The organism is Williamsia sp. CHRR-6 (assembly GCF_018474015.1).
Taxonomy (GTDB): domain Bacteria; phylum Actinomycetota; class Actinomycetes; order Mycobacteriales; family Mycobacteriaceae; genus Williamsia_A.
Genome location: NZ_JAHCSG010000001.1, coordinates 733,469 through 756,195, shown reverse-complemented (window position 1 = coordinate 756,195; position 22,727 = coordinate 733,469). Strand labels below are relative to the sequence as shown.

General features: G+C 67.3%; 22 protein-coding genes. 12 read left to right on the top strand and 10 right to left on the bottom strand.

What is annotated here, in order from left to right:
- Positions 1-16: 16 nt before the first annotated feature.
- Entirely contained in the window at positions 17-988 is a 972-nt protein-coding gene (locus KIK15_RS03430; protein ID WP_214242711.1) for an NADPH:quinone oxidoreductase family protein, read from the top strand.
- 35 nt (positions 989-1,023) lie between these two features.
- Entirely contained in the window at positions 1,024-1,299 is a 276-nt protein-coding gene (locus KIK15_RS03425) for a DUF2277 domain-containing protein (RefSeq protein ID WP_214242710.1), read from the top strand.
- Positions 1,300-1,566: 267 nt separating this feature from the next.
- Here the strand turns inward: KIK15_RS03425 and KIK15_RS03420 are convergent, their stop codons facing one another.
- The 6 genes from KIK15_RS03420 to KIK15_RS03395 form a co-directional block, all read right to left on the bottom strand.
- Positions 1,567-2,865: a sugar ABC transporter permease gene (locus KIK15_RS03420; protein ID WP_214242709.1), complete on the bottom strand. Its 1,299-nt coding sequence runs from the start codon at positions 2,863-2,865 to the stop codon at positions 1,567-1,569.
- Positions 2,862-3,665 (bottom strand): ATP-binding cassette domain-containing protein, encoded by an 804-nt coding sequence (locus tag KIK15_RS03415; protein ID WP_214242708.1) that lies wholly within the window; start codon positions 3,663-3,665, stop codon positions 2,862-2,864. The genes KIK15_RS03420 and KIK15_RS03415 overlap by 4 nt, the downstream gene beginning before the upstream one ends.
- 95 nt (positions 3,666-3,760) lie before the next feature.
- Positions 3,761-4,870, bottom strand: a complete 1,110-nt coding sequence (locus KIK15_RS03410) for a sugar ABC transporter substrate-binding protein (protein ID WP_214242707.1) — start codon at positions 4,868-4,870, stop codon at positions 3,761-3,763.
- Between the two features lie 224 nt (positions 4,871-5,094).
- A complete protein-coding gene (locus KIK15_RS03405; RefSeq protein WP_214242706.1) occupies positions 5,095-6,375 on the bottom strand; it encodes a DUF6297 family protein in 1,281 nt (426 codons plus the stop codon).
- Between the two features lie 74 nt (positions 6,376-6,449).
- Positions 6,450-7,070: an ATP-binding cassette domain-containing protein gene (locus KIK15_RS03400; RefSeq protein ID WP_214242705.1), complete on the bottom strand. Its 621-nt coding sequence runs from the start codon at positions 7,068-7,070 to the stop codon at positions 6,450-6,452.
- A 65-nt stretch (positions 7,071-7,135) separates the two neighbouring features.
- On the bottom strand, positions 7,136-7,483 hold the full coding sequence (locus KIK15_RS03395) for a hypothetical protein (RefSeq protein WP_214242704.1): 348 nt from the start codon (positions 7,481-7,483) through the stop codon (positions 7,136-7,138).
- 170 nt (positions 7,484-7,653) lie between these two features.
- On the opposite strand from KIK15_RS03395, the gene KIK15_RS03390 reads away from it, so the two are divergent.
- A complete protein-coding gene (locus KIK15_RS03390) occupies positions 7,654-8,592 on the top strand; it encodes a PaaI family thioesterase (RefSeq protein ID WP_214242703.1) in 939 nt (312 codons plus the stop codon).
- On the opposite strand, the gene KIK15_RS03385 is transcribed toward KIK15_RS03390, so the two are convergent.
- Positions 8,483-9,175 carry a hypothetical protein gene (locus KIK15_RS03385; protein ID WP_214242702.1) on the bottom strand — a complete coding sequence of 231 codons (693 nt, stop codon included), beginning with the start codon at positions 9,173-9,175 and terminating at the stop codon, positions 8,483-8,485. The two genes, KIK15_RS03390 and KIK15_RS03385, sit on opposite strands and share 110 nt — an antisense overlap.
- A 193-nt stretch (positions 9,176-9,368) precedes the next feature.
- On the opposite strand from KIK15_RS03385, the gene KIK15_RS03380 reads away from it, so the two are divergent.
- From KIK15_RS03380 to KIK15_RS03340, 9 genes are all read left to right on the top strand, one after another.
- The gene (locus KIK15_RS03380) at positions 9,369-10,166 is read left to right on the top strand and encodes a TIGR03084 family metal-binding protein (protein ID WP_214242701.1); all 798 of its coding nucleotides are present in this window, start codon (positions 9,369-9,371) and stop codon (positions 10,164-10,166) included.
- A complete protein-coding gene (locus KIK15_RS03375) occupies positions 10,163-11,875 on the top strand; it encodes an acyclic terpene utilization AtuA family protein (RefSeq protein WP_214242700.1) in 1,713 nt (570 codons plus the stop codon). Before KIK15_RS03380 ends, KIK15_RS03375 begins: the two co-directional genes overlap by 4 nt.
- Positions 11,872-13,035 (top strand): acyl-CoA dehydrogenase family protein, encoded by a 1,164-nt coding sequence (locus tag KIK15_RS03370; RefSeq protein WP_214242699.1) that lies wholly within the window; start codon positions 11,872-11,874, stop codon positions 13,033-13,035. Before KIK15_RS03375 ends, KIK15_RS03370 begins: the two co-directional genes overlap by 4 nt.
- Positions 13,032-14,630, top strand: coding sequence for an acyl-CoA carboxylase subunit beta (locus KIK15_RS03365; RefSeq protein ID WP_214242698.1), 1,599 nt, complete (start codon positions 13,032-13,034; stop codon positions 14,628-14,630). Before KIK15_RS03370 ends, KIK15_RS03365 begins: the two co-directional genes overlap by 4 nt.
- 8 nt (positions 14,631-14,638) lie before the next feature.
- On the top strand, positions 14,639-16,687 hold the full coding sequence (locus KIK15_RS03360) for a biotin carboxylase N-terminal domain-containing protein (protein ID WP_214242697.1): 2,049 nt from the start codon (positions 14,639-14,641) through the stop codon (positions 16,685-16,687).
- Between the two features lie 72 nt (positions 16,688-16,759).
- Entirely contained in the window at positions 16,760-17,950 is a 1,191-nt protein-coding gene (locus tag KIK15_RS03355; RefSeq protein WP_214242696.1) for an acyl-CoA dehydrogenase family protein, read from the top strand.
- A 49-nt stretch (positions 17,951-17,999) separates the two neighbouring features.
- Positions 18,000-18,791, top strand: coding sequence for an enoyl-CoA hydratase family protein (locus tag KIK15_RS03350; RefSeq protein ID WP_214242695.1), 792 nt, complete (start codon positions 18,000-18,002; stop codon positions 18,789-18,791).
- Complete coding sequence (locus KIK15_RS03345) at positions 18,773-19,405, top strand: TetR/AcrR family transcriptional regulator (protein WP_214242694.1); 633 nt, start codon at positions 18,773-18,775, stop codon at positions 19,403-19,405. Before KIK15_RS03350 ends, KIK15_RS03345 begins: the two co-directional genes overlap by 19 nt.
- A gap of 125 nt (positions 19,406-19,530) precedes the next feature.
- On the top strand, positions 19,531-21,174 hold the full coding sequence (locus tag KIK15_RS03340) for an AMP-binding protein (protein WP_214242693.1): 1,644 nt from the start codon (positions 19,531-19,533) through the stop codon (positions 21,172-21,174).
- Positions 21,175-21,192: 18 nt separating this feature from the next.
- Here the strand turns inward: KIK15_RS03340 and KIK15_RS18530 are convergent, their stop codons facing one another.
- The 3 genes from KIK15_RS18530 to KIK15_RS03330 all read right to left on the bottom strand — a co-directional run bounded on the left by KIK15_RS18530 (position 21,193) and on the right by KIK15_RS03330 (position 22,703).
- Positions 21,193-21,327: a hypothetical protein gene (locus KIK15_RS18530; protein WP_284149926.1), complete on the bottom strand. Its 135-nt coding sequence runs from the start codon at positions 21,325-21,327 to the stop codon at positions 21,193-21,195.
- A gap of 3 nt (positions 21,328-21,330) precedes the next feature.
- Positions 21,331-22,071: a DUF4253 domain-containing protein gene (locus tag KIK15_RS03335; RefSeq protein ID WP_214242692.1), complete on the bottom strand. Its 741-nt coding sequence runs from the start codon at positions 22,069-22,071 to the stop codon at positions 21,331-21,333.
- 95 nt (positions 22,072-22,166) lie between these two features.
- Positions 22,167-22,703 carry an EamA family transporter gene (locus KIK15_RS03330; protein WP_214242691.1) on the bottom strand — a complete coding sequence of 179 codons (537 nt, stop codon included), beginning with the start codon at positions 22,701-22,703 and terminating at the stop codon, positions 22,167-22,169.
- Between the last annotated feature and the right edge of the window lie 24 nt (positions 22,704-22,727).

Genomic DNA, 22,727 nt, shown 5'->3' with positions numbered 1-22,727 from the left:
CACGTACCGTGAGGGCATGAAAGCACACGTCCTCAGCGAGGAAACCGGACCAGACGCACTGACCTTCACCGACGTCGCCGACCCGGTGCCCGCAGACGGTCAGGTGCTGATCGACGTCAAGTCGTGCGGCCTGTGTTTCCCAGACCTGTTGATGACGCAGGGCAAGTACCAGCTGCGGGTGCCGCCGCCGTTCACTCCGGGAACCGAGGTGGCCGGGGTGGTGAGCGCGGCGCCGGCGGGGTCGCCGTATGCGGTGGGCGACCGGGTGGTCGCCATGTCGATGGTGGGCGGTTTCGCCGAGAAGGTGGCTGTGCCGGTGGAGATGGTGTTGCCGCTGCCGCCGAGCCTGACCTTCGACGAAGGGGCCGCCATGGGTCTCAACTTCCCGACCGCCTGGTTCGCGGTCAAGATGCGGGCCGCGGTGCAGGCCGGTGAGAACGTGGTGGTGCTGGGCAGCGCCGGCGGGGTGGGTGTGGCCTGCATCGCGGTGGCCAAGGCACTGGGCGCGCGGGTGATCGCGGTGGTGCATCGCAGCGGTGCGGAGGAACTGTTGCGGTCCGAGGGTGCCGACGAGGTGGTGGCTCTGACCGACGGCTGGGGTACCCGCGTCAAGGAGCTCACCGACGGTCGCGGCGCCGACGTGTTGCTCGATCCGGTGGGCGGCGAGGTGTTCGACGAGGCGCTGCGCCAGGTCGCCGTCGACGGGCGGTTCGTCGTCATCGGGTTCGCCGCCGGCGGGATCCCGTCGGTGAAGCTCAATCGTGTTCTGTTCCGCAACATCTCGGTGGTGGGTGCGGCCTGGGGTGAGTACATCAGAGCGCATCCGACGGTCATCGGCGACGTCCACGACGAACTGACCCGGATGATCGCCGAGGGCCTGCGCCCGCCGGTCAACGTCATCTACCCCTTCGCCGAGCTGAAAGAGGCGCTGCACGACCTTGCCGGGGGCAAGATCCTGGGCAAGGCTGTCATCCACATCGCTGACTGACCCGCGCCGGATGCGCGCGATCTGGGAGGATCATCATGTGCCGCAACATCACCGAGCTGCGCGGACTCGAGCCCGCAGCCACTGACGCCGAGATCGAAGCCGCCGCACGGCAATACGTGCGCAAGATCAGCGGGGTGCAGAAGACCTCGCCGGCCAACGTCGAGGCATTCGAAGCCGCGGTCGCAGCGGTGACCGCGGCCAGTCACACCCTGCTCGCCGCCCTACCGCCGCGGCGTCAACCACCTCGTACGGTTCCGCCGTTGCGCCGACCTGAGGTCCAGGCCCGCATCGCCGCGCGAGGTACCCACTGACCGCGTCGGTTGGGCGGAAACCCGCGTCGGTTGGGCGGAAACCCGCGTCGGTTGGGCGGAAGTCTCGTGTCACCTGCGGGTGGAGTTCACAGTTGGTGATCGAGAGGTTCACTCTGTCCCTCGCGGCCATCCGTTCCGCCCAATGGATGTGAATTACCGCCCAGTGAACGTGGGTTTCCGCCCAGTGGACGCGAATTACCGCCCAATCGACGCCGGTTTCCGCCCAGTGGGCGGGGTTTACCGCCCACTCGACGCCGCTAGCGGCCGCTAGCGGCCGGTGGCTGCCGCGCGGCGGCGAGCGATGGCGTCCACCCCGGCAGCCAGCAGCAGCACCGCAGCGGTCACCGTGAACTGGATGCCCGCCTCCTGCGTGATGAACGGCAGACCGTTCTGGATGATCGCGATCACCAAGCCGCCCAGAACCGCATCGATCACCCGGCCCTTGCCGCCGAACAGTGACGTCCCGCCGATCACCGCCGCCGCGACCGACAGCAGCAGGATGGACGAACCGCCGGTCTGCGGCGACACCGAACTCAACCGCGACGCCAGCAGGATTCCGCCGAACGCCGCAAGGCTGGAACAGATGACGAAGCAGCTGATCTTGATGCCGGTGACGCTGATGCCGGCTCGGCGGGCGGCCTCGGTGTTGCCGCCGACGGCGTAGACATGGCGACCGAAAGCGGTGCGGGTCAACACGAACGTCATCAGCACGGTCAGGCCGGCCACGATGGCCACCACGATCGGCACACCCTTGAGGGAGTTGGACACGAACGCCGAGACCTCGCCGCGTTCGGTGTTCAACACGGCGGTGGCCACGCCGAACAGCACAGCCAACCCGGCGATCTTGAGTCCGATCAGGGTGACCGACTGGGTGGGCAACCCTGCTTTGCGGCGAGCTGCCGCGCGCAGCAGCGTGACCGCGGCGTACCCGCCCACCAGGATCACCACGAACAACCAGCCCAGCACCGGCGTCATGTTGTTGTTGGCGATGGCCACGATCTGCTTGTTGTCACGCAGGGTGATGGTGCCGCCGTTGCCGATGATCAGCAGCAGCGCACCCTGCAACCCCAGGAACCAGGCCAGGGTCACGATGAACGACGGGATACCCAGGAATGCGACCAGCGCACCCATCGTCAACCCGATCACCGAACCGGTGAGCACAGCCGCGAGAATGCCCACCCACCAGGGGAATCCGTTGTTGGTGACCACCACGGCCAACACCGCCGCACAGGTGCCGGCGGTGAATCCTGCGGCCAGGTCGATCTCGCCGAGCAGCAGTACGAACACCAGACCCATCGCGATCACGATGTAGGGCGCCGACTGTGCGAGCAGGTTGGCGAAGTTTCCCTTGTTGGCGAACGAATCCGGGCGCAGCACCGTGAAGAACACCACCAGCGCCAGCATGCCCAGTACGGCGGGCACCGATCCGATGTCGCCGCCGCGGATGCGGACGACCCACGCTCTGAACTCGTCCTGCAGGCCGGCGAGCCCGGTGTTCGGCGACGTCGCGGCCGGCGGCGGAGTGTCGGAGGGTGTGGTTGTGGTGGAGTCGGAGTCGGTCGTCATTCGACCACGCCTTTCGTGAGGACCGGCGAATCGATGTCGCCGGCGGCTGAACCGATGCGTCCGGAGGTGATCAGTTCGACGATCTGCCCGTGACTGACATCGGCGGCTCGCACCTGCGCGGCCATCTGGCCGAGGTAGAGCACGGCGATCGTGTCGGCCACCCGTTTCACGTCGTTCATGTTGTGCGAGATGAGGATGACGCCGAGACCGTTGTCGGCCAGGCGGCGCACCAACTGCAGCACCTGTTCGGTCTGCGCCACCCCGAGTGCGGCGGTCGGCTCGTCGAGGATGACCACCTTGCTGTTCCACAGCACCGCTCGCGCGATGGCCACCGTCTGACGCTGACCACCGGACAGGCTGGCCACCTTCATGCGTACCGAACTCAGGGTGCGCACCGACAATCCGGCCAATGTCTCGGCGGCCCGACGTTCCATGGTGATCTCGTCGAGCAGCCCCGAGGCAGTGGTCTCGCGCCCCAGGAACAGGTTCTGCACCACGTCGAGGTTGTCGCACAGCGCGAGGTCCTGGTACACGACCTCGATGCCGAGCGCGTTGGCCTGTTTGGGGTTGCTCGGCGATGCCGGCGTCCCGTCGAACAGGTACTGCCCTCGGTCGAAGGTGTGAATTCCGGCGATGCCCTTCACCAGGGTGGACTTGCCGGCGCCGTTGTCACCGACCAGCGCGGTGACCTGCCCGGCGAAGACATCGAGATCGACGCCCTTGAGCACGTCGACCGGCCCGAAGCTCTTGTGGATCCCGCGCAGGCTCAGCAGCGGCCCGGGACCTGATGGTTGACTCATCGCGACTTCTTTCGTGACAGCGCCCGGTCCGGGTCGATTCGCTTGCGCAGGAACCAGACCCGGACCGGGCAGACGACCGTGGGCGGAGCGGAGGATCAGTTGATGCCGTTGGCCGCGCAGGCCGCCTTCAGCTCAGCGGTCGTGCAGATCTTGTCCTTGGTGGTGAAACCGTCGGCCACCACGTCCTTGACGTTCTCCTTGTAGATCGGTTGCGGGGTGAGCAGGATCGAGGGCACCTGCTTCTTGGTCACCGTGTCATCGGACTTGGCGGTGGCCAGCGCATCGGCTCCGGCCTTGTCGCCCTTGATGATCTTGATGGCCAGCTGGGACGCGGCGTCGGCTTCCTTCTTGATTGCCTTGTAGATGGTCACGTACTGCGAGCCGAGCAGAACTCGTTGCAGCCCTTCATCGGTCGCATCCTGACCGGTGACCGGGATCTTGCCGGTGAGGTTGTTCTTGGCCAGCACCGAGGCCACCGAACCGGCGAGGCCGTCGTTGGCAGCGGCCACACCGTCGATACCGCCGGCGCCGAGTTTGGTGAAGATCTGCTCGAAGTCGGTGAGCGCCTGCTGGTTGTCCCAGTCCTTGACGGCCTGTTGCGCGGCGACGGTGTAGCCGGCGTCGGTGATGGCCTTCTTGTAGCCGGTGCTGAACAGGGTCGCATTGTTGTCGGTGGGTGAGCCGTCGAGCAACACCACCGGGCCGTTGTTCTTTCCGTTGGCCTTCATGCCCTTGACCAAACCCTCGCCGATCTTGGTGCCCACCAACACATTGTCGAACGAGACGTAGTAGTTGGCGCCGCCACCGAGGGTGAGGCGGTCGTAGTCGATGACCGGGATGCCTGCGGCGGTGGCCTTCTTGATCACCGCTGCACCGGAGTCGGAGTCCAGGTTGACCATCATGAGCACCTTCACTTTCGACGAGATCATCCCGTCGGCGATGGTGGAGAACTTGTTGACGTCGCCGCCGGCGTTCTGGATGTCGTAGCCCACCCCGGCGTCCTTGAATGCCTTCTCCAACAAAGGTCGATCGGCGGTTTCCCAGCGTGCCGACGACGCGGAGTCGGGCAGGATGACACCCACCTTGTCTCCGCCACCCGAGTCGGATTTGTCATCGCTGCAGGCGGCCAGCGACGCCGCGCCCACCGCTGCGACCGCAGCGATGCTCAGCAGTCGGGTGCTGCGAGAGAGTTGTGTACGACGCATGACTATGTCGATCCTTTCGTTCCGCGCGCCGATCCTGGCGGCGCGCAGGGTCCCCGGAGGGTCTGGCGACCCCTCGGACCGAACGGCCGAGGGGTGGATGGTTTCCGATCGGAAACGGGCGTGGCCATCGCGGGCCTGTCGCAACGCGATGGACGTGGTTCAGGTGTCGCACGCGGTCGGCCACGATAAGCAGGCCGCAAGTGACCTGGGCCACACACTACGGTTCACGTCGGTTGTGGGTAGGCATTTCGCCCGATTCCGTCGTGGCGCGCGCTGTGCGTTCGGTACCGGTCGTAGCTCGCGCGTTGCGATGACGCGTCGGCGATGGGTTGCAGAGCGGTTGCGATCATTGCCGTGCACGCCACCGCACCGAGTCCGCGCACGAGGGATGCCCACAGCAGCGGTTGCACCACGCCACCGGTGCCGGTCAGATAGAACGGGGCATCCAGTGGCACCGGTCCGCGCGTGGCCCGCCGGAGCGTGCCGACGACGGCGCCGGCGCAGATGATGCCCAGCTGTGGCAGCGACAGCGGCCAGGTCCAACCGACGATCAGCGCCCAGGCGCCGATGCTTGCGGCCGGGAGCACGGCGAACGCGGCGACAACTGCGTGGTCACTGATGCCCAGCGTGCGCCCGATCGCGCGGTTGGTGGCCGTCCGACGCAAACCACCTGATGCGATCCGCCCGGCGCGATAGGCCAGCAGGCAGGCCACTGTCGGTGCGGCGATCGGCGCCGAGATCACCAGCGGCACAGCAAGACTGATCGCCACAAGCAGTAGCCAATTGCAGATCTCATCGGTTCTTCGGCGCAGTCGAACGGCGTCGGCCGCCACCAGCGCCGCCCACCGTCCGGTCGGCCACCGGCGCGACCTTCGGCGCGAGGGCTTCTGCAGCCATCGCAGCGTCCGAGTGTCGCTCAGCCAGTCCAGGTCCAGGGTGGTGGCAGCCAGCAGCAGCGACGGTTCCAGTCCGTCGCGCGGTGCCACCGCGGTGCGTGACAGCTGCTCGGTCGTCACCCACCTGCGCCCGATCGAACGTGCCGACCGTCGATGCTGAGCAACCGTGGCGAGTGCGAACCCAAAGAGTCCCACCGCCGCACCTGTGCCTGCGGCAACGCAGACGTTGCTGGACAACACGATCGCGAACGACTCAGCCACCACGATCGAGCCGATGGTGAGCACAACAGTGGCACGTCGTCGCGCGCGGAGAAATGTCGTGCGTCGGCCGTCGGGGCCGCCGAGTTGCCAGCGTAGTTGCGCCGGTCGCACGCGGACCGGGCCCCACCAGACGGCCAGCGGGATCACCGTCGCAACAACAAGTCCCGACACCGCAGAGATCAGACTCAGGACTGGGTGGGTGCTCGCCGCAGGCGACCAGGTGACCCACTGTGCCAACGGGTGATGTGTGAGGACGCTGTGGGATAGGCCGACCGCAACAGCGGCACAGAGCATCAGACCGACGCCCTCGTCGCGATGGGCGCGAATCAGCTCCACCAGTCGAGTCATCCCGATCCCTCGGATCAGCCCCACCAGCCGGGTCCTGGTGGCTGATGAGTGGACGCTGCGCCGCGGGAGGGACCTCACCGTGGCCCCAGCGGGATTCGAATGTCGGCGATCGCTTGCAGGTCTGGTGCATGCGACGCCATGACAACTGTGGTTCGGCGTCGAGTTCGGGTGAGCAGCGAGTCGATCAGCCATGCGCGCCCGTCGATGTCGAGCGCTGACTCGGGCTCGTCCAGAACGATGACGGCGGCTGGTCGTAGGAACGCTGAGGCGAGGTCGAACCGGTGGCGTTGGCCGCGGGACAGGTTGTGGGGCAGGCGGTCTGCGTGATCGACAAGGCCGCAGTCGGCGAGCGCGACCTCGGCAGCATCATCGGACAGAGACCACAGGCGGGCGATGAGGCGAAGGTGTTCGACGACGGTCAGTTCTGCGAACGTGGCGTCTTCGCCCAGGTCAAAAGCAACGAGTTGCCGAAAGTGGCGGTCGGTGTCATCGGCGACGATGCCGTCGACCGTGATCGAACCCGTGCTCGAACTGCTGCGTTGTCGGAGGCCGCAGATGAACTCCAGCAGAGTGGTTTTTCCGGTGCCGTTCGCGCCGGTGACGCAAACGATCTGCCCGGGATGGGCATCGATCGACAGGTTGTCGATCAGTGGTCGATCGTTGACCTCAACGCTCAACTTGTTGATTGAGAGCATGGCAAAGCCTTTGTGTCGGAGTAGTTTTCGGGTGGCATGTGACCACCCGACTCCGAGGGTTTAGCTCAGCAGCAGGTTCGGGCGGTCGATGGTGACCACCCGGGCGCGCGGGGTTGATGTAGTGCGCTGAGAATCGCCGAGAACAGTTGCCTGTCCCGGTTCCTCGTTCGTCGTGGCCGCGATGATCGGCTGACAGGTCGACGCCCATCGACTCTGACGATGAGGCGGGCGATGGCCTGCGCGGTGTGGCGGCCCCCGACGATCCCGATCCCGACCGTTGCGAACAGGGCCGCAGCCGCCGACATCAACGCGGTACTCCATGCGTCGAGCAACAGCCAGTCGAGGGTGAGGACGACGGTGAGGATCGGGGTGGTGAGCGGTGAGAGCGGCGTTGCCCGTAGAGTCCGCAGCACGTCGCCTCCTCCTGCTGCCGTCGGCCCGCGCGTCGAGCGCCGGTTCTGTCAGTGTGGCATGTCCTCACCCAATCCACACGGGGGTCCCCGCCGGTGATGAACTGTGGCCCCGATCTCAATTGCGCCTTCCCCTGAGTGGGTGGCTACCGGGGCTCGGGTACGAACATTGGATGACAACTGCTACTAATCCCCTCGACGCATGCGGGGTGGCCCGGGCATTGACCTCGCACAGCGACGACTTCGCGACGGTGACACTGGCCCAGCAATTGTCGAACGGGGTCGCCGATCATCGCGGTCGGATCGAACTGGGCTCCTACGCCGTGCTGGTGGACACGGTGGGCGGGATGCCGTTTGTCGCCCACATCGAACCCGGGTTCGGGGTGGTGCAGTCGCGACTGTCGTTCGCCACCGCAGGTCACCCGCCCGCGCCCGATGCCGCGATCGTGGCCACCGCCACTCTGCGGGATCGGCTGGCGGACTTCGGATGCACGACCGTGGAGGTGTCGACGGCCGATCGGCTGGTCGCGGCAGTGCAGGTGCGCAGTGTGCGCACCGGGCGGATGTTCGATCCCGAACTGCTGCGTGCCGCTGGGATCGCGCTGGAACCAGCTGCCACGCTCGCCGCACCCCAAGGCGCTGCCCGAACACGCGACGGTGCACACGCGGTCGAGCTGCCGCCTGCCATCGACCCGGTCCTCGACGGTGTGAGCATCATCGATGCCATTGCTGCGCAACGCATGTCCATCGGACCGTTTGCGCAGCTGTTGGGGTGCAGCCTGACTCGCGCCGAACAGCAACTGACCATGCGGTGCACGCCGCAGCAGTGGATGAGCAACGCGTTGGGGACCATGCACGGCGGTGTGATCGCGGCGTTGGCCGCCCAGGCGGTGTCGTTCGCCGGGCAGCTGGCCACCGCACCCGGCGGCGACTATCGGGTGTCAGACCTGACCATCGACTTCTTTCGGTCGCCGGCGCTCGATGCCGGTGATGTCGTGGTGGTCACCGACCCCGTCCGCGTCGGCAGACGGGTGGCGACCATGGCAGCGACGATGACCACCGAGGACGGCACCCCACTGGCGCAGACGAGCGCGAGCGTTCGTTTCGAGTGACGCTGCGCCTCACCGGGTCGTGGCTGTGCGGCCACGGCACTCCATGGTCGGCGTAGTCGGCTCGGGTGAGCGGCGTGGTGCCCAGCCGGTCCGGGTGATGGCCGACCGCTGAGGTCAAGCGCAGTGTCACCGATCGGCTCGCCGCCACGTCCCAGGAAGTAGGGTGCACGGCCACCTCGTCGACATCGGCCTCCCACTCGCTGGATCGGATCGGGCAGACCGTGAGGTGCAGGGCGGTCGTGTCGTCGGTGATCTGCCGGCCCTCCACCGTGTCGATGGAGGTGGTGTCGGGAACCAGCACCCACGCGCCCGAGCTGCTGCCTGCACGGTGGACGCTGAGCGCGAAGGGATATCCCGTCGGTGAGGTGAGGTCGAGCCAGGCGGCGTCGGTGGGCCAGACGGCCACCGCTGTCGTGCTGTCGGTGTCGACGCGATCACACGGCCCGAGGTCGGGTAGGGCTCGTGTCGTGACCGCACCGGGTCCCAGCCGCAGGGTGCGACGGACATCGATGACGAGAACGGCATCGGGGTGGACGGCGTCGAAGCGGAGTTCAACGGGCGCGGCGATCTCGGCGTGGCTCACCGGAACGGTCCTCTCATCGGGTGTGTGTGCCGTCGAGCGACTGCACACACACTTGGATGCATCCGACGCGAGTTTGGTTCCCGTACCTCGCGCACACGCCATCACCTGGGTAGATGCTGCTTGGGCAACGGTGCCGGCGGAGAAACAATCAATGGCGCTTGCTTTTTTCGACGCCTGATGTGACGCTGCTCTCATGAGTGCCGCGCGCGACCTGGTCGCCGACCTACTCGCCGAGGCTGATGCGCTGGATCGTCTCGTGGCCGACCTCGACGCCGATCAGTGGCGGCGGTCCACGCCCGCGCCGGGCTGGACCATCGCCCACCAGATCGGCCACCTGATGTGGACCGACGAGGTGGCGCTGCGTTCGGTCACCGAACCGGAGAAGTTCGCAGCCGACCTGCAGGCGACCGATCCTGATGGTTTCGTCGATCGCGCGGCCGAGGAGGCCGCGGCGCTGGAGCCGGCCGAGCTGTTGGCCCGGTGGCGGACCGGACGAGAGGCGTTGGCGCACGCGCTGAATGCGCTTGCCGCCGGTACCTCGCTGGCCTGGTTCGGCCCCCCGATGTCGGTGGCCTCGATGGCCACTGCACGACTGATGGAGACCTGGGCACACGGACTCGACGTCGCCGACGCCCTGGGTGTCCCGGTGGAGCCGACCGCGCGGCTGCGGGCAGTCGCGCACATCGGTGTTCGCACCCGTGACTTCTCGTTCCTCGTCAACGGCGCCACGCCGCCCGGCGAGCCGTTCCGGGTCGAGTTGATCGGCCCCGGCGGCGAGTGTTGGGACTGGGGGCCGGTCGAGGCTGCCCAACGGGTGAGCGGTCCTGCGCTCGACTTCTGCCTCCTGGTCACTCAGCGTCGCGCTCTGGCCGACCTGGCGTTGACCTTCGAGGGACCTGAGGCGATCGAATGGTCCACCATCGCCCAGTGTTTCGCCGGCCCACCTGGAGCCGGTCGCGTTGCCCACACAACCGAGACGAGTCCGGCATGACCACCTCACACACGCCGCTGCGTATCGGCAATTCGTCGGGGTTCTACGGAGACCGCTTCTCGGCCATGCGGGAGATGCTCACCGGCGGCGACCTGGACTACCTGACCGGCGACTATCTGGCCGAGCTGACGATGCTGATCCTGGGTCGCGACCGACTCAAGGACCCCGCCCGCGGCTACGCGACCACGTTCGTCCGGCAGCTGCGGGACTGTCTGGGGCTGGCCATGGAACGCAAGGTGCGCATCGTCAGCAACGCCGGTGGGGTCAACCCGCGCGGTCTGGCCGACGCGCTGGCGGCCCTCGCCGAGGAGTTGGGCCTGACGGCGGCCATCGCTTACGTCGACGGTGACGACCTCATGGCCCGCGCCGACGAACTCGGGTTGGGCGCACCGTTGACCGCCAACGCTTACCTCGGTGGCTTCGGGATCGCGGCCGCGCTCGATGCCGGCGCCGACGTGGTGATCACCGGGCGGATCACCGACGCATCGCTGGTGGTCGGCCCCGCGATCAGCCATTTCGGTTGGACGCCACACGATCTCGACGCTCTCGCCGGCGCAGTGGTGGCCGGTCACGTCATCGAGTGCGGGGCGCAGGCCACCGGTGGCAACTACGCGTTCTTCACCGAGATCGCAGACCTGCGCCACCCCGGGTTCCCCATCGCCGAGGTGGCCGCCGACGGGAGCTCGGTGATCACCAAACACTCCGGAACCGGCGGCGCGGTGAGCGTGGGCACGGTGACCGCGCAGCTGCTCTACGAGGTGGGCGGACCCCGCTACTTCGGCCCCGACGTCACCGCCCGGTTGGATTCGGTTGCGCTGCACCAGGTCGGACCCGATCGGGTGCAGATCTCCGGGGTTCGTGGGGAAGCGCCCCCGACCACGCTGAAGGTGTCGCTGAATCACCTCGCGGGATTCCGCAACGAGATGACGATGGTGCTCACCGGGCTCGACATCGAAGCCAAGGCAGCTCTGGTGCGGGAACAGTTCGAGGGTGCGCTGCCAGTCAAGCCGGACTCCCTGACCTGGGAGTTGTCGCGACTCGACCGTCCTGATCCGAGCACCCAAGCACAGGGGAGTGCACTGCTGCAGGTGGTGGCGCGCAGCACCGACCCTGCTGCGGTGGGTCGCGCTTTCTCCTCCACCGCAGTGGAATTGGCACTGGCCAGCTACCCGGGGTTCACCATGACCGGCCCGCCGGGCGCGGGCGGGCCCTACGGCGTGTTCGAACCCGCCTACGTCGCCGCCGAGGCGGTGGAGCACCGCGTGACCCTGCCCGACGGATCGGTGCGCGTGATCGACCCCAGTCCGACCCGGGCTGATCTCCCTGCGCTTCCCGCTGATCCGGTTACGCCACAACGGGACTGGGGTCCGTGCACCCCGATGCCGCTGGGTCGCATCGCTGGGGCGCGTAGCGGCGACAAGGGCGGTAGCGCCAACGTCGGTGTCTGGGTGCGCGATCGGGAGCACTTCGAGTGGCTCGATGAAGTGCTGACGGTTGCTCGACTCGCCGAGTTGTTGCCCGAGACCGCCGATCTGGCCGTCCACCGGTACCGCCTGCCCAACCTGCTGGCTGTCAACTTCGTGATCGAGGGCATCCTCGGTCGCGGAGTGGCCGACAATGTGCGCTTCGACCCGCAGGCCAAGGGCATCGGGGAGTGGTTGCGCGCCCGCATCATCGACGTCCCCACCCGATTCGAGGTATCCGCATGAGCTTGGCCACCCCCGCCTGGGAGACCGACGAACGACGTGAACTGCGTTCCACCGTCGTCGGCTTCGTGGAGCGCCACGTCCTTCCGTTCCAGAGCGAGTGGGAGCGTGAGGGACTGATCCCGCGCGAGCTGCACATCGAGGCAGGCAAACTCGGTCTGCTGGGGCTCGGGGTGCCCGAATCGGTCGGCGGCGCCGGCGGTGACCACATCGACGCGACCATCCTGTGTGAGGAGTTCCACCAGCGCGGCGGTGCGGGCGGGGTGTTCGCCTCGCTGTTCACCAACGGGATCGCGTTGCCCCACATCATCGCGGCCGGTGACACCGATCAGATCGACCGCTGGGTACGCCCGACCCTGGCGGGGGAGAAGATCGGGAGCCTGGCGATCACCGAACCCGGTGGGGGCAGCGATGTCGGCCATCTGAGCACCAGCGCGGTGCGCGACGGGGATCACTACGTGGTCAACGGGGCCAAGACCTACATCACCTCCTCGGTGCGGGCCGACTTCATCGTCACCGCCGTACGGACCGGTGGTCCCGGAGCAGGCGGGGTGTCGCTTCTGGTCATCGACACCGACACACCCGGATTCAGCGTCAGCCGCAAGCTGGACAAGATGGGCTGGCGCTCCTCGGACACCGGCGAGCTCAGCTTCGTCGACGCCCGGGTGCCGGTGGAAAATCTCGTCGGGTTCGAGAACACCGGATTCGCGCAGATCGCAACGGCATTCGTCTCCGAACGCGCCGGTCTGGCCACGCAGGCTTACGCTAGCGCCCAGCGCTGCCTGGACATCACCCTCGACTGGGTGCGCAGTCGTGAGACCTTCGGCAAACCGCTCATCGCGCGACAGTCGGTGCAGGACAGCATCACCGAGATGGCGCGGCGCATCGACGTCGCCCGGGTCTACACCCGTGCCGTGGTGGAACGGAAGGTGACCACACCGGCCGACGACCTGATTGCCGAGGTGTGTTTCGCCAAGAACACCGCCGTCGAGGCGGGCGAGTGGGTGGCCAACAAGTGCGTGCAACTGTTCGGAGGGTTGGGATACATGAGTGAGTCGGAGATCGAGCGGCAATACCGCGACATGCGGATCCTGGGGATCGGCGGCGGCACCACCGAGATCCTCACCGGACTGGCCGCCAAGCGGTTGGGATATCAGGCATGACGACATTGCGATCAACCGTCGACCCCGCGTCGCCGGAGTTCGTCGACGCGGCGACGGTGATGGAGGAGAAGCTGGCCGCGCTCTCCGCCGAGTTCGACACCGCCCTGGCCGGTGGTGGCCCGGACAAGGTGGCTCGTCACCACAAGCGGGGAAAGATGCTGCCGCGGGAGCGGATCGAGCTGCTGATCGATCGCGACAGTGCGTTCTTGGAACTGTGTCCGTTGGCCGCCTACGGCTCGGACTTCCAGGTGGGTGCGTCGGTGGTGGTCGGCATCGGCGTGGTGTCGGGGATCGAGTGCATGATCGTCGCCAATGATCCGACCGTACGCGGCGGCACATCGAACCCGTGGACGTTACGCAAGACGTTGCGGGCCAACGAGATCGCCATGGAGAACCGACTTCCCTGCATCGCGTTGGTCGAGTCCGGTGGTGCCGACCTGCCCACTCAGAAGGACGTGTTCATCCCGGGGGGTCGTGGGTTTCGCGACCTGACTCAGCTCTCGGCGGCCGGAATCCCCACCATCGCATTGGTCTTCGGCAACTCGACCGCCGGCGGCGCCTACATCCCGGGCATGTCCGATCACGTGGTGATGATCGAGAACCAGTCCAAGGTGTTCCTCGGTGGCCCGCCGCTGGTGCAGATGGCCACCGGTGAGGTGAGCGACGACGAGTCGTTGGGTGGAGCGTTGATGCACGCGCGTCAGTCGGGGCTGGCGGACTACTTCGCCCGCGACGAGCAGGACGCCATCCGGATCGGGCGTCGTATCGTGTCCCGATTGAACTGGCGCAAGCAAGGTCCTGGGCCGGTGGCCGGGGTGATCGAGCCGAGGTTCGACCCCGACGAACTGCTCGGCATCGTGCCCGGTGATCTGAAGATCCCGTTCGATCCGCGCGAGGTGATCGCGCGCGTGGTCGACGACAGCGACTTCGACGAGTTCAAACCCGAGTACGGATCGTCGCTGTGCACCGGCTGGGCCCGCATCCACGGCTATCCGGTAGGCATCCTGGCCAACGCACAGGGCGTGCTGTTCAGCGCCGAGGCGCAGAAAGCCACCCAGTTCATCCAGCTTGCCAACCGCTCTAACACGCCATTGCTGTTCTTGCACAACACCACCGGCTACATGGTGGGCAAGGAGTACGAGCAGGGTGGCATCATCAAGCACGGCTCGATGATGATCAACGCAGTCTCCAACTCCACCGTGCCGCACATCTCGCTGCTGATCGGGGCCAGTTACGGCGCGGGTCACTACGGCATGTGTGGCCGTGCGTTCGGCCCGCGATTCCTGTTCGCCTGGCCCAGCGCGAAATCGGCGGTGATGGGCGCCGCGCAGCTGTCCGGGGTGATCGCGATGGTCTCACGCGCGGCCACCGAAGCACGCGGTGGTTCAGTCGATCCCGAGGCCGAGAAGCAGATGCGCGCAGCCATCGAAGCCCAGATCGAGGCCCAGTCGGTGCCCGCGTTCCTGTCCGGGATGCTCTACGACGACGGCGTGATCGATCCCCGCGACACCCGGGCCGTCCTCGGCATCACCCTCTCGGCGATCGACACCGCGCCGGTGCAGGGCACGTCCACCTTCGGCGTCTTCCGGATGTGATGGGGCAGATGACAATCCAGAACAGCACCCCCCACCGCAGGCCGATCAGCTCGGTGTTGGTGGCCAACCGCGGCGAGATCGCACGTCGGGTCTTCGCCACCTGCGCTCGGATGGGGATCGCCACCGTGGCGGTCTACTCCGATCCCGATGCCCGTGCCCCGCATGTCGCCGCCGCTGATCGCGCGGTCCGACTGCCGGGCGACACCTCGGCGCAGACCTACCTGTCGGGTTCGGCGATCATCGCAGCGGCCCGGGCTGCCGGGGCCTATGCCATCCACCCCGGCTACGGATTCCTCTCGGAGAACGCCGAATTCGCTCAGGCGGTGCTCGACGCCGGTCTCGTGTGGATCGGGCCGACGCCGCAGGCCATCGTCTCGATGGGATCGAAGGTCAACGCCAAGGCCATCATGGCCGACTCGGGAGTGCCGATCCTCGGTGATCTCGACCCGGCCACCCTCCAGGCCTCGGATCTGCCGGTCCTCATCAAGGCATCGGCCGGCGGCGGCGGTCGCGGCATGCGCATCGTGCGCGACATCGGCGCGCTGAGCGACGAGGTGAACGGTGCTGCACGCGAGGCGGAGTCGGCCTTCGGCGACGCAACGGTCTTCTGCGAGCCCTATGTCGAACGCGGCCACCACATCGAAGTACAGGTCCTCGCCGACACTCACGGTCGGGTGTGGGCAGTGGGGGAGCGCGAGTGCTCCATCCAACGCCGCCACCAGAAGATCATCGAAGAGGCTCCGTCGCCGTTGGTGGAGCGGATCGGTGGTGATCTGCGTGAACGATTCTTCGAAGCGGCCCGCACGGCGGCCGCCGCCATCGGCTACGTGGGTGCGGGCACCGTGGAGTTCCTCGCCGACGGGCAGGGTCGGTTCTACTTTCTGGAGATGAACACCCGTCTGCAGGTGGAACATCCGGTGACCGAGGCCACCACCGGCCTCGATCTGGTGGAGTGGCAACTGCGGGTGGCCGCCGGTGAAGAACTGCCACCGAATCCGCCGCCGATAGTCGGGCATTCCATCGAGGCGCGGCTCTATGCCGAGGACCCTGCCGCAGGGTGGGCGCCGCAGTCCGGTCACGTGCACACCATCGACATCCCAGCCGACGTGCACTTCGATCGACTGGATCGTCCTGGGGTGCGGGTCGATTCGGGGATCGAGGACGGCAGCGACATCTCGGTGTTCTACGACCCGATGCTGGCGAAGGTGATCAGCTGGGCTCCTGATCGGGCTCGAGCGGCCGCGATGTTGGCGGCGGCGCTGACCCGCGCGCGGCTGCACGGGCCGGGCACCAATCGCGATCTGTTGGTGAACATCATGCGCGAGCGCGTGTTCGGTGGCGGCGACACCGACACCGGATACCTCGATCAGGTCGGACTCGAGGTGTTGGCGCGCCCACTGGCCGACGCCGACCAGGTACGGCTCGCGGCGGTGGCCGCGGCGCTGGCGGCCGCAGCGGCCGAGCGCGAGGCCGCACCGGTGCACCGTGACATCCCGGCCGGCTGGCGCAACCTGTTCTCGCAGTATCAGACCCGATCGCTCGTCACGGCCGGGGGCGATGAGGTGGCGGTACGCTATCGGCACCGCCGCGCCGACGTGGAATTGCCCGACGACGAGGCGATCGCTGTGGTTGACGCCCAGGCTGATCAGGTCGCTCTCGAGGTGGCCGGGGTACTGCGGCGGTTCGCGGTGGCTCGATATGTCGGCCCCGACGGTTCGGTGGCTCACCACGTCGACTCCGACACCGCCTCGGTGGCCTTCAGTGAGGTGCCTCGGTTCACCGATCCGTCCACCGTCGGACGCCCAGGGTCGTTGCTGGCGCCGATGCCGGGTTCGGTCATCCGGATCGGGGTTGCGGTGGGCGATCAGGTGACCCAGGGGCAGCCGTTGCTGTGGTTGGAGGCGATGAAGATGGAACACACCGTGCACGCCCCCGCCGACGGGGTGGTGGCCGAGATCTCGGTGGCCACCGGTCAACAGCTCGCCGTGGGTGATGTGTTGGCCGTCATCGCATCTGAATCGGAGACCGAGATCCACCCCAGCCCGGCCGCCACCTGACCCCGACCACTCGATCCCCGACCATCCGAGAAACTCGATCAACCATCACACCGTCCGCCACAGGAGAGCATCATGACCGCTACGTCGGAACGTCCCGCCACCGTCAACCCGTTCGTCGAGACACCCGAGCGCGCCGCGTTGCGTGCGTCGGTGGCGGCGTTGGCCAAGAACTACGGCCAGGAGTACTTCCTCGAGTGTGCCCGCACCGACCAGAAGACCGACGAGTTGTGGAGTGAGGCAGGCAAGCTCGGGTTCCTCGGGGTGAACATCCCGGAGGAGTACGGCGGCGGTGGTGCCGGGATGTACGAGCTGGCCATCGTGATGGAAGAACTGGCTGCGGCAGGCACCAGCCTGCTGATGATGGTTGTGTCCCCGGCCATCTGCGGCACCGTCATCGCCCGGTTCGGCACCGACGAGCAGAAGCAGACGTGGCTGCCGGGTCTGGCCGACGGCTCGATCACCATGGCGTTCGGCATCACCGAACCCGACGCCGGGTCCAACTCGCACAACATCATCACCACCGCGCGTCGTGACGGCGACGACTGGCTGTTGACCGGGCGCAAGGTGTGGATCTCAGGTGTCGATCAGGCGCAGGCGGTGCTGATCGTGGCCCGCACCGAGGACGCGCGGACCGGCAAGCTCAAGCCCGCGCTGTTCATCGTGCCCACCGACAGTCCCAACTTCGAGTACAAGCAGATCTCGATGGAACTGTTGAACCCGGAGAAGCAGTTCCAGTTGTTCCTCGACGACGTGCGGCTGCCTGCCAACGCATTGGTGGGCTCGGCCGATGCGGCGCTGAGCCAGTTGTTCGCCGGACTCAACCCCGAGCGCATCATGGCCGCGGCCTCGGCCATCGGCATGGGCCGGTTCGCGTTGGGCAAGGCCGTGGACTACGTGAGCACCCGGACGGTGTGGAAGACCCCGATCGGTGCGCACCAGGCGATCGCACATCCGTTGGCCGAGGGCAAGATCGCGCTCGAGATGGCCAAGTTGATGATGCAGAAAGCCGCCACTCTCTACGACGCGGGTGATGACTGGGGTGCCGCTGAACCGGCGAACATGGCCAAGTACGCCGCCGCCGAGGCGTCGGTGAAACTGGTCGATCAGGCTGTGCACTCGATGGGTGGCAACGGTTTGTCGACCGAGTACGGGGTGGCGCCGTTGCTCAATCTGTGTCGGATCGGGCGGGTGGCCCCGGTCAGTCGGGAGATGGTGCTCAACTTCGTGGCGCAGACCAGCCTGGGCCTACCCAAGTCGTACTGAGACCAACCCGTCACCGCGCCCGATCGATGCGAGAGGCACCACCCAGCTCATGACCGACGAACTCGTCCACCTCGACGTCGCCGGCACCACCGCGACCATCACGTTGGATTCACCGAGCAACCGCAACGCGTTGTCGACCGACCTGGTGTCCGGACTGCTGGGGCACCTGCAAACGGCAGCCGCCACCGCATCGGTGCGGTGCGTGGTGCTCACCCACACCGGCGGGACCTTCTGCGCAGGAGCCGATCTGGCGGGGGCGCTGAAGACGGGTATGTCGCCGGACGAGGCGTCGGCGGCGGGAGCGCAGGGCCTGGTGAGGTTGATGCGTGCCATGCTCGAGTTGCCGATCCCAGTGATCGGACGCGTCGACGGCCATGTCCGTGCCGGTGGGTTCGGGTTGCTCGGCGCCTGCGACATGGTGGTGGCCGGGCCGTCGAGCACCTTTGCGCTCACCGAGGCGAGATTGGGGCTGGCGCCGTCGGTCATCTCGTTGACCCTGCTGTCGCGCATGACGTCTCGAGCCGTGAGTCGCTACTTCGTCACCGGTGAGAAGTTCGGTGCGCAGGAGGCCGCCGCAGCCGGGGTGATCACCGTGGCCGCCGATTCGCCGCCCGACCTCGACGCGAGGGTGGCGGGCTGGGTGTCGGATCTGGCGGCGGGCTCGCCGCAGGGGCTTCGAGAGTCGAAAAGGCTTGCCACCGCCGCCATCCGGGAAGAGTTCGACCGGTGGGCCGACGAGCGGGCTGCGCATTCGGCCGCGTTGTTCTCCTCGGAGGAGGCGCGTGAGGGGATGGCGTCGTTTCTACAGAAGAGGCCCCCGCGATGGGTGAGCGCACCGTAGCGGCGGCGGGGACCCGTCGGTCGATTCTGCGTGCACCGCAGCAGGATCGGTCTCGGGCCACCCGTGAACGACTGTTGACCGCGACGATCGAGGTGTTGGCATCTGATGGTTGGGCTGCGGCGACAGTGGCGGCGGTTGCCGAGCGGGCCGGGGTGTCTCGCGGTGCGGCGCAACATCATTTCCCCACCCGTGAACGGCTGATCACCGCGGCGTTGGAACAGACCTTCGAGGAGATGACCCTGCGGGCCTCAGGCATCGACCAGGACTTCCCGGCCGGCCCGGACCGGGTCCGGACGGTGGTGGAGCATGCGGTGGCCATCTACACGGGGATGCACTTCAAGGCTTCGCTACAGGTGTGGAGCGCGGCGGCATCCGATGCCACGCTGCGGGCCGAGATCTTACCGATGGAACGGAAATTCGCTCGGGCGGCGCACAAGATGACAGTGCGGTCGTTGGCCGGCGATCACGCTGATCCACAAATCCACCGACTGGTGCAGGCGACCCTCGACATGGCGCGCGGACTCGGTCTGGCCGACACCCTGTCCGACGATTCGGCGCGCCGGGCGCAGGTCATCGAGACTTGGTCGGAGGTTCTCGCCGCCGCCCTGCGCTAAACCTCGTCGCCATACCGGTCGAAGAGTCGACCCCACCGCCGATCAGGTGTCGATGTCGCCGAACAGGCGCGGGAGAACAGCTGCGGCCCTTACCGTTCATACGACGCCCTTCGATGAGGAGTGAGATGCCGACAGCACTGCTGAGGTCCGTGACCGACACCGCCCGCAGCATCGTGGTCCTGCAGCGGCGCGGTGTGTTGGAGTTGACCCGACCCGATCTGGCGGTGCTCTCGTTCCGGACGGCAAAGCAGTTCGGCCCGCTCGCGGGGGTGGTGGCCAACGCGGTGGCCCGCGACCCGTCCACTCCCGCCGTCATCGACGACGCCGGCACCATCACATACGGCGAACTGGATTCGGTGTCGAATGCGTTGGCGCGCGGTCTCATCGAGCGCGGCGTGACCGCCGGCGGGGTGGTAGGCATCATGTGTCGCGATCATCGGTGGTTGGTGGCCACCACGCTGGCCACCAACCGGATCGGTGCCCGGGCGCTGCTGCTCAACACGGGGTTCGGTGCCCCGGCGCTGGCTGCGGTGGTGGACCGGGAGAGCGCGACGGTGATCGTCGCCGACACCGAGTTCACCGGTCTGTTGTCGGTGGTGCCCGACACGGTCGAACGGGTGATCGCCTGGGGTGCAACCGATGGCGACGTGTCGGTGCACGATCTGCTGGTCGGACGGTCGAGCGCACCGATGCCCCGACCCCCTGCGCCGGGCGGGCTGGTGTTGTTGACCAGCGGTACCACCGGTGTCCCGAAGGGTGCGCCGCGGGATCGGGTGAACCCGCTGGTCACCGCGCAACTTGTGGATCGGGTGCCGGTGCCGCGCGGTGGGGTGGTGGTCTCGGCGGCCCCCATCTTCCACGGAACCGGTCTGGCCATGGGTCTGATCGGCATGGCGTTGGGCAATGCCATTGCGCTGCAGCGACGTTTCGATCCGGAGCGCACTCTGCGACTCATCTCCGACAACAAGGCCCGCATGGCCGTCATGGTGCCGACCATGTTGCAACGCATTCTCGATCTCGACCCGCAGATCCGGGGGCGCTATGACTGTTCGTCGCTGGAGGTGATCCTGGTGGCGGGGTCGGCGTTGGCTCCGGACCTGTGTGAGCGCGCCCGCGTCGAGTTCGGCGACGTGCTGCACAACCTGTATGGGTCCACCGAGGTGGCGGTGGCCACAGTGGCCGGGCCTGACGACCTGAAGTTGGCGCCGGGCACGGTGGGTCGCCCGCCGGCCGGTTGCCGGGTGGCTCTGTATGACGATGCCGGACAGGCGATCACCACCCCGCACACCACCGGGCGCATCTTCGTGTCGAGTTCGTTGAGCTTCGGCGGCTACACCGACGGGCGAACCAAGCAGATGATCGACGGGCTGATGTCCAGTGGCGACATGGGTTACGTCGACGACAACGGTCTGTGGTTCGTGGTGGGGCGTGACGACGACATGATCGTCTCGGGCGGCGAGAACGTGTATCCGCTCGAGATCGAGAACCTGCTGCACGCCCACCCCGACGTCTGTGACGTCGCGGTCATCGGGGTGGACGACAGGGACTTCGGACAGCGCCTCTGTGCCATCGTGGTCGTCGAACCAGGAACCCACCTCGACGTCGATACGGTGAAAGATCATGTGCGCGCGAACCTTGCGCGATTCAAGGTGCCACGCGAGGTGATCTTCGTCGACGAGCTACCCCGCAACGCGACCGGCAAGATCGACCGTCGCGGGGTTGCCGAGCTGGTTCAGCGTGCCCTGCACCCCGACGCGGCGGAGAGCTGACCGCAAGACGCAAGCGAGTCAGTCGAGCCCGGCGAGGTAGGCGGCGTTGCCGCGGATGGCGGCGTCGTTTACGTTCGCGCGATCACGCGCAGCGAGGCCATGGGCGATCGCGTCCTCGAGGTCGGTGGTCAGCGGTTGGTCATCTGGGGTCATCGGTCAATCCCACCAGAAGGACCAGACGTCTCGGACGGTCAGCATGTCGGTGTAGGTCTCCCGATCAAGGCCCTGATCGATGTTGTCTGGGCAGAAGGCATAGTGCTCGTCGACCAGCCGCTCCACCTGATTTTCCGCTGCTGGGGGCCGGCGCACCAGCAGAGCCAACTCGGCGAAGCCGATCTGCACCAGCACCGCACCGAATCGGTCCTCCCAGGAGGCCAGCACTGCCGAGATGTCGGCGCCGGACAGGTCGTGGTTGACCGGTCCCATCCATCCCAGGGCGCCGGGGACATCGGAGGGTCGTCGGGCCGGGACCAGCAACAGGCCCCCGTGCGGCGTGTAGACATCGCTGGCGGTGTAGTCGGGGCCGGTGACTGCGTCGGCAAACGTGGTGACCCCACGTCCGGACAGCACGTCATCAGGCGTAGGGGCGACGGCCTCGACCGGTGGGCCGGCCAGTTCGCCGTCGGTCCACGGGCGTTCCAGCGAGTCGCCGCCGAGGCCGGCGGCTGCCAGCGGCCACAGTCCGGTGGTGGGGAACACCTCGACCAGCGACCGCACCAACTTCGACAGCGCATCCTCGCTGAGGATGTCGCGGCTGATCCATGCCACCGGCCGGCTCTCGCCGGTCTGGTCGAAGCCGGGGTCGGAACGCACGATGCTCCCCGGCGGTAGGGCCACGCCGCCCAGCTCTGAGGTCGATTCATCGGGCAGCAGGCCGGGTGCGGCAGCGGTGAACATCCCGACAGACTAGAGACGTCTACCCCCGTGGAACCGTGCGTGAGATGACGATTCGGTGAACGCCATCGCCTCAGGTCTCGGTGGCGCTGCGGGCCTCACGCAGACCCATGGCGGTGACCGTGGCGGCGATGACGGCCAGGCCGGCCCACTGCGACCCACTCAGGTGGGTGCCCAACACCAGCGCGCAGCAGGGCAGGCTCCAGTTCGGACACCCGCACCTGCATCGGGTCGGCGAAGGCCAACAACCACGCACCGACGAGGACAGGTAGCACGTACAGGCCGAAATGGGGACGCAACCGTTCGCCGAGGACGAGAACGGCCAGGGCGATGGCCAGGACGGGCTGCAGCTTCTGCAGCACCAGCGGCGTGATGTAGTCGCCGTCGGCGCCTGCGATCGCGAATGCTCGGGTGAACAGAGCTGTCGCCACCGCCGACGAACCGATGCCGATGAGCACGACAGCGGCCTGGTCGCGGCGCGTGAGTCGCGCGAAGGCGCGCAACGCGGACGGCAGGAACGGAGCCAGGACGACGATCGGGATGATGTGCTCCCACAACACCACAGTGCCTGCGGCGAGGTCGGAGGCCAGCGGCTTGCGTCGGCGCCTGCGGGTGCGACGCGACAGTCCTACCAACGCCGCTGCGCTGTCGAACCTTCC